General features: G+C 27.9%; 8 protein-coding genes. 2 read left to right on the top strand and 6 right to left on the bottom strand.

What is annotated here, in order from left to right:
- Window positions 1-93 precede the first annotated feature (93 nt).
- The 5 genes from ACNQ12_RS02870 to ACNQ12_RS02850 form a co-directional block, all read right to left on the bottom strand.
- Window positions 94-1,794 (bottom strand): hypothetical protein, encoded by a 1,701-nt coding sequence (locus tag ACNQ12_RS02870; protein ID WP_418037169.1) that lies wholly within the window; start codon window positions 1,792-1,794, stop codon window positions 94-96.
- Between the two features lie 1,303 nt (window positions 1,795-3,097).
- Window positions 3,098-4,603: a 2,3-bisphosphoglycerate-independent phosphoglycerate mutase gene (gene gpmI, locus ACNQ12_RS02865; RefSeq protein WP_418037167.1), complete on the bottom strand. Its 1,506-nt coding sequence runs from the start codon at window positions 4,601-4,603 to the stop codon at window positions 3,098-3,100.
- A 108-nt stretch (window positions 4,604-4,711) separates the two neighbouring features.
- Entirely contained in the window at window positions 4,712-5,896 is a 1,185-nt protein-coding gene (locus ACNQ12_RS02860; protein ID WP_418027444.1) for a phosphoglycerate kinase, read from the bottom strand.
- 87 nt (window positions 5,897-5,983) lie between these two features.
- Window positions 5,984-7,087, bottom strand: a complete 1,104-nt coding sequence (locus ACNQ12_RS02855; protein WP_416754172.1) for a DUF3137 domain-containing protein — start codon at window positions 7,085-7,087, stop codon at window positions 5,984-5,986.
- Window positions 7,088-7,091: 4 nt separating this feature from the next.
- Window positions 7,092-7,748: a LemA family protein gene (locus ACNQ12_RS02850; RefSeq protein WP_416754174.1), complete on the bottom strand. Its 657-nt coding sequence runs from the start codon at window positions 7,746-7,748 to the stop codon at window positions 7,092-7,094.
- A gap of 330 nt (window positions 7,749-8,078) precedes the next feature.
- On the opposite strand from ACNQ12_RS02850, the gene trmB reads away from it, so the two are divergent.
- Window positions 8,079-8,687, top strand: a complete 609-nt coding sequence (gene trmB, locus ACNQ12_RS02845) for a tRNA (guanosine(46)-N7)-methyltransferase TrmB (protein ID WP_418019487.1) — start codon at window positions 8,079-8,081, stop codon at window positions 8,685-8,687.
- 51 nt (window positions 8,688-8,738) lie between these two features.
- On the opposite strand, the gene ACNQ12_RS02840 is transcribed toward trmB, so the two are convergent.
- On the bottom strand, window positions 8,739-9,818 hold the full coding sequence (locus ACNQ12_RS02840; RefSeq protein WP_418037164.1) for a DUF3137 domain-containing protein: 1,080 nt from the start codon (window positions 9,816-9,818) through the stop codon (window positions 8,739-8,741).
- Between the two features lie 636 nt (window positions 9,819-10,454).
- On the opposite strand from ACNQ12_RS02840, the gene ACNQ12_RS02835 reads away from it, so the two are divergent.
- Complete coding sequence (locus tag ACNQ12_RS02835) at window positions 10,455-15,215, top strand: leucine-rich repeat protein (protein WP_418037162.1); 4,761 nt, start codon at window positions 10,455-10,457, stop codon at window positions 15,213-15,215.
- Window positions 15,216-15,401: the final 186 nt, after the last annotated feature.

Raw genomic sequence — 15,401 nt, 5'->3', positions numbered from 1 at the left:
AGCCTAGCTAATACCTAGGCTGTTTTATTATTCCTTGGTTTTATAATATTTTAATTAAAAAAATACCCTACTGTAAAGTAGAGCATTTTGCAATTATTTTTTGCTTAATAAAGCAGCAATTTCAGGCATTGATAAATTATGCAATGTAGCTAAGTCATAAGGATTTTCATTCAAATAAGTTTTACTAATGCGTTTATCAAAGTCATCTACAGCCATAGCCATATGTGGCTGTCATTTTAAACGAGAATCAAGTTTAAAGTAATCAAAAGTTCTATATACTAGACTTGTAATAAAATTATTTGGAACCTTATTTATAACAAATTCAGGCTCATTATCTTGTAAGATTAGTGGAACAATGAAGTCAAATGTTTCAACTGTTTCATTCGCTATAGTATTTTGTATATCCAAGCTTAGTTGGTCACCTTTTATTGAATCATATAATTGATCAATGTAAGCTTGCTCGTTACTTGGTTTTGTTTGATATCTATCAAATTGATCACTAAAGACTTTTTGATAATATAATTTAAAACTTTCAAAAGAGCTATGTGTATATGCATGACTAGCTGGTACATGTTTTATTGGCTGATAGTTAATAAAAACCTTATTTGTTATACCATAAACCATATATAATTCCGGCTTAAATTTGCTATGTTGAACATTTACAGGAATAGAAATTTTATAAAAGTGTACATGAGGATTTAATTCTTCTAATTTATTCTTTTCAAATTCTGGCTTATAGTCGATATATAGTTTATCCTTATCTAAGTACGCTAAATCATACTTAGATAAAAAACTGTTTTTTAAAGCAACTAATGATTCATGCATGCTGCTTGATAGTTTCTTATCTTCCAATAATCTAGATAGTTTATTATTTGTGTATGACAATTCTTGTATTGTATAACCATTTATAGCTTGCACAAGTTTATCTTTATTTAAGTATGATAAAGGGGCATTAAACTCTGGGTCCTTACTTTTAGCACTAAATTCTAGCTTGTTATTTCAAGCTTGTGCTAAAAAATTTGAAATATTAAATTCATAATTTGGGTAAAGCTTATTAAAAATCTGTTCTTCAACATTTCAAGCAGGTATCATTTCTGCTTTTTGATTACCTTCTAATTGAGCAAGACTAAGAGAAGTGACCAAATCTAGTCCATATTTTCTATTATCCTGCACAAGTTTTTTGTGTTCATTGCCATATTGAACTAAATTAATTTTATTTTTACTTTGTAAAATATTTTGTAAAAAATTTATGTTTTTGCCTTCTCCTGTAGGAGCAAAAAATCCAATATCTTTATTTGATAAATCCATTTGTTTATATAAAGGTATAGCAATATTCTTATACGCTATATAAACAGCTGGTACCATATCTCCTGGTTTACTTTTTTTCTCTTCTTTTTTTATAAAATAGCAATCAGAACTATTCATATAGTTTAAGTAATTATTCACTAAATTAATATTTACTCAAGCTGTTTTATTTATTGTTCCATCGTTGTTGTATATCTTTGGATTTCTATTTATGGTTTGAATAATTAAATTAAGCGACTCTAAATAGGTTTCTGAAGGATAGTAAATTTCATGATCCTGTGCTGGAATAAATTTTAATACTGCTTTATTTAGCCCATCAAGATCAAAGTTTTTGTTTGGATTTACTCAAATTAATTCTTTAATACCATTAATTTTGTTCAAATTATCATTCAATTCACTTTTTTCTGTTTGATGGCATGATACAAGTGAGCAAAATGGTAAAAAGGATATTGAACCCAAAAGTAATAATAATGATTTATGTTTTTTCATTTCACCTCTTTAATTTATATACAAGAATTAATTGTATATATAATCATTATAGGCTTATTTTATTAAGTACATTATAAAATTTGATTTCATGTGGAAATTTCCACATTTTTTCCCTTTTTTTCAGATTTTGGAGTTTAAATACTTTAAACTTAGAACCAAGTAAAATAAATAAGAGAATTGGCGCTCTCATAATAAAATTTTTAAACGATACGATCAAACAATAAATGATTTAGATCATTAATTACAATTTTAATAAAGGAAAGAAAAACGAAACTACCTAGCGCGTAGCTTCGTTAATTTTTTTATAGTTGGTATATAAATTTTTGCAATATAATGCTTACGATTTTTACCTACAAAAGATATTCATTCAATATTATTTGGGATATCTACATCTAGACTTAAATATTCATCTAAATCCTTGCACAGATTCACAAAAAAGCGTTTATAGAAAATGTACCTTATAGGCGAAATATATATAAAGAATGCTGCCATAGATATATAACATATTATGGATGAATATTGACTCATATAAACTTTTTCCTTAACTAATATAGTTAATGTAGTAATTATAAAAAATAATGATGTTAAAGTTGCAGATAAAAAGCCATTAAGTATCATTCAGCATATTAATTTTCTTTTGATTAAAACGAGAAGTTTATTTCGTCTTAGTAAATAAAAATCATTTCTAAATTTAAATATATTATTATTCACATTTTTTTCATCAATAATTTCATATTTTGTATTTATGTGAATTTTCTTTCTGTTTCAAAAGAAATTAACCATACGATATTGTTTATTACATCCTATTGCATATCTATATATCCAAGTATTTTTTACATTTGATTCCTTATTTCACTTATATTTAGGGATATACAAAGGTAAAAAGTCACCTTTTTTATTTTTATATAATCAAATCAGTTTATACAAATTTCAATATATAAATGGATTTATTCAGGCAAAAAGTATTCAATAATTAGATAAATCAATAAAAGCTATAGTCAAAAATAGACTAAAAATAATTGATTCAGTAAGACTTTTTAATATAAATAAATTGTCTTTAAAATTGCTTATTGCCTTATTAGGATTGATTCTTTTTATCATTTTATTTAATATGGGATATGTATTTCTAGCAGCTTTTCTGTTGGTAAACCTAATATTTTTTCAGATTTTTTATATTACTACAATAATTCTTTTGCATTCAGATGTTATTGCGCTTGAATGTAAAACTGTTTGTGAGAGTAAAAAATACTGTTAGTATAGTTTCCTTGTAAATTAAAATTATTCCCTTATATCCTTGTTTATATTATTTAACTAATAAAGATGGTTCATCCATTTCTTTTGGTTGTGCTACATGAATGTAGTCTAATACAGTTGGAGCTACATTAGCAAGTTTACCATCTGCTAATTTAACACTTTTATCACTGCATACAAACATTACAGGACTTGAAGTATGTTTTGTAGCTGGCTTACCATTAGCATCTTCAGTAATTTCAGCATTTCCGTGGTCAGCTGTAATAAAGATTGTTACATCGTTTTCTTGAGCTCATTTTATAACTCTAGCAATTTGGCTGTCTAAGAATTCAACAGCTTTAATTGCAGCTTGTAGATTACCTGTGTGCCCTACCATATCAGGGTTCGCATAGTTCATAATGGTTACATCAAAATCAAGTGCATTAGCAAGCAATTCATCTGTAATTCCTTGAGCTGACATTTGAGGGGCATCAGCATATGATTCAACTTTAAGTGAATCTACCATAATACGTTTTGAGTTTTTAAACTCAATATCGTTTCCACCATCCATGAAATAAGTTACGTGAGCATATTTTTGAGTTTCAGCGATTCTTAATTGTTTTAATCCTGCTTGCTCAAGAACTCTACCAATTGGCATTGTAATTTGCATTTCATCAAAAGCAATAATTGTATTGATTCCCTCATATTTCATCATTGAAACAAATTTATCAATGTTTCTTGGGTGTGTTGGTTTTACATCATATAATGGTGATCCAATAAATAAGTGTGTTAATTGTCTTGCTCTATCAGGTCTAAAGTTAAAGAAGATAATTGAATCTCCATCTTGTACAAAGTCTTCTTTAGTTAAGTTAGCATTAATTGCTGGCACAAAGAATTCATCACTAATGTCTTGGCTATATTGAGCATCAACGTATTCTAATGGTGAATTAAATGTGTGATATGAATTACCCAAAATAGCTTCATAAGCTTTTTCAACTCTATCAAACATTGAGTCTCTATCCATGGCATAAAATCTTCCTGAAATTGAAGCTACATTATATCCATATTGTTTACATAAAGCATCTAATTTTTCAAATGAAGGTTTAATACTTCTAGGAGCAACATCACGTCCATCCCCGAAAGCGTGAATTGCAACTTTTTTAACGCCATATGCATGTGCTGATTTTAATAGTTCGAATAAGTGATTTTCAAGTGAGTGAACTCCCCCAGGAGAAAGTAATCCCATCACATGTAATGTTTTATTATTTTTCTTAACAGCTTCAAAAGCTTCAATAAAAGCTTTATTTTCACCAAATGCCCCATCATCTAAAGCTTTTTGAATTAAAGATAGTCCTGTGTATACCACAGTTCCAGCTCCAATATTTAAGTGTCCAACTTCTGAGTTTCCCATTTGTCCTTTTGGAAGACCCACATATTCTCCAGAAGCTTGAAGCACTGAGTTTGGATAATTTGTAAGTAAGTTATCAAATGTAGGAGTGTTAGCTAAAGCAAAGGCATTCCCTTGTTTTTCTGCTCTAAGTCCTAATCCGTCGATAACAATAAGTACAGTTTTTTTCATTTTTTCTCCTTATTAAATTAATTAAAAAAATTATAGTGTTTTCTTTTAAATATTTAAATAAAAACTTGCAATATTAAAAAAATAAGAAGCATTAGCTTCTTACTAAAATTATTTATCTTGTACAGCTTCTACACCAGGTAGTTTAAGTCCTTGAAGTAATTCAAGTGAAGCTCCACCACCTGTTGAGACATGTGTAAACTTATCTTCCATACCTAATTTTTCAACAGCAGCAACTGAATCACCACCACCAACTACTGAGTAAGCACCTTTTAGTTGTGCAATTGATTCACAAACAGCAAGTGTTCCTTTTTCATAGTTGGCAAATTCAGCCACTCCCATAGGTCCATTTCAAACAACTGTTTTAGCATCTTTTAATGCATTTTTAATGTTTTCAATTGATTTAGGTCCAAGGTCAAGTCCCATGTAGCCATCTTTAATTGACCCTTCTTGCATTTCAGGTTCTACATCCTTGAATTCTTTTGCACAAGCGTGATCAACTGGTAAAATAACTTTGTCACCATATTTTGCTAAGAATTCTTTCGCAAGTTCAACATAGTCATTTTCAACTAATGAAGTTCCTGTTGTTTCACCTCTTGCTGCCATAAATGTGTAAGCCATAGCTCCACCAATAATCATTTTGTCAGCAATTTTAGCTAAGTTTTCTAAAACTTGAATTTTATCCGAAACTTTAGCACCACCAATAATTGCTACATATGGGTGTTCTGGGTTTGTAATTACTTTGTTAAGTGATTCAACTTCTTTTTGCATTAAGTATCCAAGTGCAGATTCTTTAATGTTTGAAGAAATTCCAACATTTGAAGCATGAGCTCTGTGAGCTGTTCCGAATGCGTCATTAATAAACGCATCACCTAATGAAGCTCAGTAAGCACCAAGTTCTGGATTATTTTTTGATTCAGCTTTGTCATTTAAGTCTTCAAAACGTGTGTTTTCAACCAAAACAACATCACCAGGTTGCATGTTTGCAACTGTTTTTTCTAATAGTTCACCTCTTGTTTCAGGGACAAATGTAACTGGACGTTGTAATTCATTCGCTAGTTCAACAGCTACTGGTCTAAGTGTTTTTGAAGCTAAATCTTCAGCAGATTTAATTCTTCCTAAGTGTGAGAATAAAATAACTTTTCCACCTTCAGCAATAATTTTATTAATTGTTGGTAAAGCAGAAACGATTCTTTTCGTTGATGTAATAACACCATTTTTTACTGGTACGTTAAAATCAACTCTAACTAATACTTTTTTACCTTTTAAATTAAGGTCATCAATTGTTTTTTTCATCGATATCTCCTCTATGTTATCTTTTGAAATTATATTTTATTTTAAGTAAAATAAATTAAAAAAATATAGCTTTTTAGCGCTATATTTCTAGTATAAATAATTAGGAATGTAAACTAATTCAAGTAAAAAGTAAAGTGAAAAAATATCTTTTAAAATATCATTATAAATTGCTCTAGTTACTTTTTCTGGTTTTGTCGAATATTGAGGAACATCAATTATCCCAAATCCTTGAGGTGAAATAAAAGCCATATAAATTAAATCATTTTCTGCATGTAATTTAATATTGTTAGTATTAGTAAACTTAAGGTTTCTTTTTCACATATTAGTTAGATTTTCCATAGCTAATGGTGTAAACATTGCACGAGCTTTAAGTTCATCATCAGCTTTAAGTTTGAAAATCTTGTTAAATTCAGGGTTTTCAAGTGTAATCTTTTTCTTGTTTCCTGCAAACGCTTCAAAGTATGAAAATGATGTTCAATGTTTTGGATCTAGCGATCTTGCATCAATTTTTAGTAAAGTAGCGTAATAATGTGTTTCACTATGGTGCACATTACCTTTTGAATCCTTATAAGTAGTTTCATATATTCAATGGGTATTAGAAAAATGAGCAGGATACTTATCGTCAATAATTAAAGTTTGACATGGCTTAGCCTGCACTAATCTAGCACCACTAGGGATATTTGCAGGCATGCAATTTTTATATTCAGCCATTGTAAAAACATGAGTATCTGGTGCAAATGAGTATTTAACTCCAGCACTTTGATCTTCATAGTTCTTACCTTTAAAGTTTCAATTTGGTTGTAAGATATCAATTGTCATTTTATAAACATCATCTTTTGAAATCTTATTGCGAATCATCGATGAAATACTTTTAGCTGCAGACAATGCTTGTCATAAGTAAACTGCTGCAACAATAATAATTGGAAAAGTAATTACTCCAAATACCCCACCTACAATCATCCCGGGTTCTTTACCACTAATAGCACATGGGATAAAAACACTTAATGTGATGACTAGTAATGCTAATGCAACTGATCCTATAATAAAAAATAATTTTAAACTGTTTTTATATTTGGTATATAAAGGTGATTGAAAACAGTCATTAACTATTTTTTTAATAACAGGCAAGACTTTTTGGTCAGCTTCACTTTTAAAATCTGCATAGTTTAAATAGTCAGCTACGCGTTTCATTGTACTATAATCCTAATTCATTCATATCAACGTCTTTTCTAGCCTTAGCTGAAGCTTGGAATAGAGGAACTGTTGATAATTTCATATTTGATGAGACAACATTGTCTGGTCATGTCATAATTTGCATGTTAAATGCATTAGCTTTAGAGTTATATAATCTTCTGGCAGCAGCAATTTCTCTTTCAAGATAAACTGTTTCTTCCATTAATTCTTTGTATAAACCATCTGCTTTAAGTTCTGGATAGTTTTCTCCAACGGCCATTAAACGACCAAAGATTGAATTGTTTAAGCTTTCAATTTCTTCGCTGTTAGCAGCAGTGTTTCCAGCTAAAGTTAATGAACGTAATTTTGCAACATCTTCAAATACTTTTTCTTCATGGATTTTGTAAGATTTTACTTGTAACACAATTTTGTTTAATGTATCTGAACGTTTTTGCAATTGTGTATCAATTCCTGAAGCTGCTTCGTTGATTTCGTTTTGCATTCTTAAAAATTTATTTCTGCGAACGATGTATCAGATAACAGGAATAATGAAAATAAATGATGCATAAACAACAACTTTTGCAGGTGTTGATGCTTTAGCAGCAACTTCTGTATTGTCTGCAACCGGTTCTAGTCCTTCTGGGTTTTTTAATTCTGAGTTATTAAATAAATTTGACATAATTTCTCCTTTAATTTAATTATATATTTTTTTAATTTGCACTTTAGTATTTTTTTAACAAGTAAAAAAATATTTACATCTTGATATAAGACAAAAAAATATATATAAAATTGTTTACTAATAACTTATTGACACATTCTATGACTTTAAATAAATTCATAAGAATTATGTTAATGTGCTTTATATGCCAACATAATTTAATTAATTTTTAAAAGTTAAAATGAATTTGTCGAAATTTACATAAAATATTGAAAAATAAAGTAGCTTAACTTTAAAATTATGTTTAAGTTTTAAGATTGCAATATTAAATTATCTTTTATAATTATTTTTATGAGACTAAGATTTGATAAAAATGCAGAAAGCAATTTAAATGCTTCAGAATACTTAATTAAAGAATTTCCTGTAAAACTTAATGCTAATGATGTTTTAGAAATTGGTGCTGGTAAAGGAGAAATGATTACTAAACTGGCTCAATTAAACCCAAATACTAGATATATTGCTTTTGAGAAATACCCAACCGTAGCAAACAAAATACTTAAAAAAATCAATGAGATGGGATTGAAAAATTTATTTATAGTTACAAAAGATGCAGCAAATTTAAATGAATTATTTACTGGAGTAATTAATACAATTTGGTTAACTTTTTCAGATCCATGACCTAAGAATGCTCATGAAAAAAGAAGATTAACATATAAAACATTTTTAGAGCAATATAAATCATTATTATCACCACAAGGATTTCTATATTTTAAAACTGATAATGATAAATTATTTGACTATTCATTAGAATCTTTATCATTAAGTAATTGAACAGTAATTGATTATACTCGTGACTTACATGCTTCTAGCTACAATGCTACAAATGTACCTACAGGATATGAAGAAAAGTGGTCTGCTAAGGGTAAAAATATTAATTTTTTAATTGCAAAGCCAAATTAAAAATGTACTTGTGTTGTATCAAGTACATTTTTTTATCATAGAATAATATTTTTAATATAAATAGTTTGGAATATAGACTAATTGCAACATAAAGTAAAGTGAATATATGTCAGATATTATATCTTTGTAAGCATATTTTATAACCTTTTTTAGGCTAGTGCAATAAAGTGGTAAGTCAACTTTTGCAAAGTCCATAGGTGAATTAAATGAAATATAAATTAAATCATTATCAGCAATCAGCCTCATGTATTGAGCTGAAATATGTTTTTTATTACGGAGTCACATATTTGTTAAATTTTCCATTGCCAAAGGAGTAAATAGTAAACGCGCCTTGAGCTCATCATCTGTTCTTAATTTGAAAATTTTATTAAAAGTACTATTTTCAAGATTTGCTTTCTTCATTCGACCTTCAAAAGATTCAAAAAATGAGAATTTGGTTCAATATTTTTGATCTAAATTTCGTGCATCTATTTTTATCACAGTGCAGTATTGATCAATATTTTGAGAAGTGCCAGCAAAATTTGAAACTCATCGAGCATTCGAAATGTGTGTTGGATATTTACCATCAATAACAATTGTTTGACATTTGTCAGCTTTTGCAAGTCTAGCATCATTTGCAATTGATAAAGGCTTATAGTTTGCATATTCAGAATATGTAAAAACATGATCATCACTTGAAAATGTATATTTAGTATTATCACTTTTATATTCTGTTCCATAATATTCTCAACTTGGTTGTGCAGCATGAATGCAAGCTTTATATAATTCATTTGACTTAGATAATTTTTCCTTCAGATCTTTTCTAATGTCTTTTGTATAATCTAGTGCGTTTGATAAAAATACAAGTGAAATAATAATCAGTACTAAAACAATGGCAACAAATAACCCTCCCACAATAATTCCAGCAAGGTTTTTTTGTATTGCAGTAGGAATTAATAATCCTAAAGTCAAAATAATTCAAGCAAGCGTTATAATTCCGATGATTTTAAAAATTTTTATCGCCTTTTTGTATTTTGTATATGCTTCAGTCTGAAAACTGATTTCAAATAGTTCTTGAATTATTGGTGAAATTTTACTTTTTGCAGTTGCTTCAAAGTCTGAATAGTTTAAAAAATCAGCTACTCTTTTCATATTTTATAATCCTTCTTTCCCTTTATTTATATTTTCCTTTGCTTTATAGATGCGTGAAAAAAACAATAATGAATGCATCTTGCAAAGTAATATTTAAAATAGATATCATAATTAGCATATAAAATCATTAACTTTTAAATTATATATTTTTTATACCAGGGTAATTTCTTTTTTGCATATATATTCTCTATTGAAATAAGCTTTTTTATCAGTGATAAGTTTAAATTTTGGTATTTTTGGCAATTTAAAAATGCAAAAACAAGATTAGTTGGCAGTCAATTTTAGTAATGTATGCATCATGTTGCCTAATAAAATTAAAAGTATAATTTGTCAATAACTTTAAATGTTTTTTCTACATGTATTTTGGAATACTTTATTATTAAATAAATTTATTATATTTTTCTCCTTGTAATTATTATATAGATATTTTTATCTTTGACTTTTTTTGAAAAAATTTTAAAACATATTTAAATATCCACTTGATTAAAAAAACAAATATAGCTTAAATTTAGGATTATTTACTTTAAATATGAAAATGTGGAAATAAAACATTATTCCACATTTAATCTTCTATAACTAATTTTAATTTTGCAAAAAGAATATAATAAAAATATAAAAATAAAGTAAGGAGAACATATGAAAACTAAAAAGAACGAAAAAATCAAAAACATCACAGCAGGTATAGCTGGACTCATTATTGGTTCAGGTATAGTTCTTGCTACTACAGCGGGATGCACTGATGGGTTTAAGAAGAATGTGAAAGATCCGAAATATATTAGTGACTATCAAAAGGTTATGACTGATGCAACTAATAAACTTAACACACTAACTGATCAAAATTTTCTTGCTAAGCCATATTTGCAAAAAGTTATTAAAGATAATAAAATTGCAAATCCAAATGGTGAGCCTAATGATAGCTTGAAAGATAAAACCAGAAATCTGAAAGATGCTTTAGATAAAATTGACAAAATTAGTGCCCTTGAGGATGAAATTAATAATGTCAAGAAAATATCAGAATTATTAACAGATTCAAAATCTAAAGAAAAAATAGATAAGTTAATTCAAGACATTTTGAAAAATACAGATCTTAATAATGATGAAGATATTACGAGAAATGCAGACATTATCAGAAATAACACCAAAGAAATTTGCGATGCTCAATTGCAAAATGAAAAAAATGAAGCATTAAAACAAGCAGCAGAAAACTTTTCTGACTTAAACTCAAATCAATTAAAGGATTTCGAAACTAAAATTAATAATTCAACATTAACAACTGAACCTAATATTAAAAAATTAGTTGAAATCTTTCGTGATTTAAATGCTTCAATGAAGGAATTAAATACAATTTTTACAAAATATGAACATATTTATGATGTCAATGATGTAAATAACAAAAAATACAAAGATGCTGATTCAAAAGCTAAGAAGCTTTTTGATGATGCTTGAAATAATGCTAAAAATATCGCAAAAGATAAAGGACTAAATGAAAACAAAGATCAAAAGACAGTTCAACAAGTTCTAAAAACACTACAAGGTGCCTTTGATAAACTTTCTCAAGGTTTTGATTCAGGTTTAGGGCAAAAAATTAATAATGCTATTAATGAAATTGATAAGTTGAAAAACATCAATAATAATCAAAAGAATTTCTTAAAATCCGAATTATCAGAAGCATTAATAAAAAATGAAGATCAAATATTAAATGTTTTAAATGATGCTAAAAACTTAGATGTTAAGATGAAAGATATTTCTGCCTTAGTAAGTCAAACCATTAACAAAACTTTAGGAAATGAAGTGCAAAATAATTATGATGTGGCTGATGATACATTGAAAGAAGCCTTCAAAAGTGCTGCTAAACCATTGCAAGATGTTATTAATAAAGAAAAGGGTGAAAATAAATCTCTTGATGAATTAAATAAACTAGTAGAAGGGCAACAAGCTGCTTTTGAAAAATTAAATGGTGAAGCAAATATTAACAAAGCAATTAAAGAATTGAATGATGCATTAACTAAAGATAAAAACTTAAATACTATTCAAAAAGGTGTTTTAACTGTTGAAATAAATAATTTAAGCAAAAACAAGAACAAATATAGCTCCTTAAAAGACTTTAAAGATAAATTCCAAACTTCATTGAGTGCTAAAATTAACACTTTAAGTCAAAATATGAGTACTTTAGGTACATTGACAACTGAAAAAGCACAAGTTATTGTAACACCAAACTTCATAAATGCTGATAAAACTCTACAAGATGGATACACAAGTGAAGTTGATAAAGTACAACTAGACAAACTAACTGAAGATAATAGTTTAATTACCCAAGCTATTACAAAAATAACTGAAGCTAAAGGTAAATTAAATGGTGATGCTAAATTTGCAAGTGCTAAAAAAGAAATTATTGATAATTTAAGCAAAAACTATCCAAACTTAACAGAAGGCCAAAGAACAGAAGCAACTAATAAATTAAATGATCAAAAAGTTAAATTTATTGCTAAATATGGAAATGAAAAAGATGCTTCATTAGAAGAAATGAAAGCTGAATTTTCAAAAGATAATGACGCAATGAAAAAGCTTACAGACTCATACAATTTATTAAAAGGTATTAACAAAAATGGACATAAATATCATGATGCATACACAAGTTTAGGTCAAGAACAACACAAACAAGTTGATAGCGCAATACAATCTGCCAGCGATCTTGTTTCAGGCACTACACAAGATACCTTGAACTATGACAAAATTACAGATATTTCAGGCAAACTAGAAGCTGCTATTAACATGCTTGATGGTAAGGCTGGTGACAAACTTGTAAGTAGCTTTGATGAATACAAAAACCTAAACAACAAGCAAATTCAAGCCTTTAAAGAACAAGCCAAAGTCGCTAAAACCGAAGAAGACATTACAGCATTAAAAGCTAAAGCTTCACAATTAGATGCAAAGATGGCAGAAGTTAAAACATTAGTTACTGATAAACTTGATAAAACTTTAGGAAATGAAGTACAAAATAATTATGACGTAGCTGATGATACATTAAAAGAAGCCTTTAAAGCTGCAGCTAAACCATTACAAGATGTTATTGATAAAGAAAAGGGTGAAAACAAAGCTCTTGATGAATTAAATAAACTAGTAAAAGAACAAGAAACTGCATTTGGAAAGCTAAATGGTAACTCTAATATCGATAAGGCAATTACTGAGCTAACTGACTATATTCATTCTGCAGAATTAAGTGAAGAGCAACAAAATGCATTAATTACAAAAGTTAACAAAATAAAAGAAAACACAAGCGTCAAATATGCTTCTCTAACTGACTTTAACACAAGATTTAAAGATGTAATGAAAAAAGAAATTGATGATTTAGTTTCAAATATAAAGACTTTAAAGACATTAAAAAATGAAAAAGCAGATGTCGAACAAAGTCCTAACTATTGAAATGCAGATAGCAATTATCAAAATAATTATGTAAATTCATTCAATAATATTGACAAAGGAATATTATCTGCTGACCTCAAAGAAGTCAAAGGATATGTCATTAAAATAACAACTGCAAAAGGCGATTTAAATGGTGATGTTAAACTTCGGAATGAAAAAAATAAAGTATTAGAAAGTTTTGATGAAACTTATCCAGAACTTAATAAAGAGCAAAAAGGAATTGCATTAACTTATTTAAGTCCAAATGATAAAACTATTAAGTTAATTAATAAAAATAGTAAGATTCAAGTGCCATCAATCGAAAAATTTAAAGAAGACTTAAAAGATTTAAATAACGAAATGAAAAAGCTTAATGATTTATATAATCAAGTTAAGGATATAAAATCAGAAAATGATACTAATCATGAAAACTATGTACTTTCATCTCAAGAATTCAGAACTGAATTTGATAATGCATATAACAATGTTTCGATGATTACAAAATCAAATGAATTTAGTCACAATGTACTTCTAAAAGGTGTAACAAAAGCTTACGGAACACTTTTAGATGCATTTAATAGTTTAAATGGTGATACTAATAAAGAACTAAAGATCACAGCATTAAATGATGTGCTTTCAAAAGCTAAAAATTTAAATCCAGTTCAAAGAAATAATTTTAAACAAGCAATTGAAGGAATTAAGGAGACAAAATATAATTCAGAAGCAGAATTAGATAAGCAATGCAATCTTATTAAGGAACAAATAACTAATTTAGATACTAATATGCTGGCTCTAAAAACAGCAATAGATGAAAAAGAAAATGTATTGAAAACTGATAACTATATATACTCTGATGAAGAATTAAAAAACAACTACACTAAAGCCATTCAAGTTTCTGAAGCAAACTATGAAACATATACAAATACCCAAGATATAGCAAAAATTACTAAAAATATCGACGCTCAAAAGAAAAACCTAAATGGTGACGCTAAATTAGAAAAAGCTAAAAAATGAACTGAATACAATAATTTAAATAATGCTCAATTAAATTCAATGAAAGAACAGCTAAAAACTTATAAATTTGAAAAAGTTGATGCTGATGCTAAAGCATTAAACGATAAAATGCATGAGCTTAGTGAATTAATTGCAAAAGCTGACGCTATAAAAACAGATATAAAATACATTAACGACTCTACTGATCACAAGGAATTTGACAAAGAATTAGAAGCAAGCAAAAAGCTTTTAAATAAAACTTATGGTGAAAATAAAAATCTTAATGAAACTGATGAACAAATTGAAACACTTAAACAAAAATATAATGCTTTAAACGGAAAAGACTTTGAAGTTTTTGAAGGAGATCCAAGCAATGGTATTTTGGTAAAATGAGAAGGTCCAATCAATAAACCTGCAAATCTTGATAACAGAGTCAAAGTAATAGGAAAAGACGTCTTTACTCGTAATGATTTACAACATTCTTTACGTGAAGTATCATTGCCTGATAGCGTAGTAGAAATTAAACCATCTGCATTAGCAAATATGCGTAATTTAACAACTATATCAATACCAGATAGCGTAACAAAAATTGGTGATGGGGCATTTTATAATGATACTGCATTAGAATCTATTAAATTGTCTTCAAATATTACAAAAATTAGTAATCAAATGTTTAGAAATGCATTTTCTCTTAAGGAAATTGTTATACCAGATAAAGTAACCGAAATAGAAGACCAAGCATTTCAAGATTGTACTTCTTTAGAAAAAGTAACTATACCAGAATCTGTTACAAAGATTGGTATATCCGCATTTAATGGATGTAAAAACCTAAAAAGTATTATACTACCTAAGAATATTGATGCTGGTTTAGTTGGTGAATCCGTATTCAAGGGATGTACAAGTTTAACAGAAGTGACGATGCCAAAAAAACTCGGAAATTACAAGAACTATTATTTCAAAGGTGAACAAAATCACATTACTTTCAAATATTACGAAGATTAATAAAATAGTTATTTAATAAGCTAAATACATAATAAATTTCATTTGTAAAGTTGGCAAGAAATTGCCAGCTTTTTTATATTTAGATCAATTTATCTCCATGCCATTAGATAAGATAATGGGTTTTAATCACTGCGTGACATTAAAAATGCGCTTGCATTAAGCACAAGTGCATTTTGTTATAATTTT

It is taken from the genome of Mycoplasma paraquilae, assembly GCF_048284415.1.
Lineage (GTDB): Bacteria > Bacillota_I > Bacilli_A > Mycoplasmatales > Metamycoplasmataceae > Mycoplasmopsis.
Note: the sequence above shows the minus strand (reverse complement) of the source record. Positions and strands in the feature narration are given on the sequence as shown.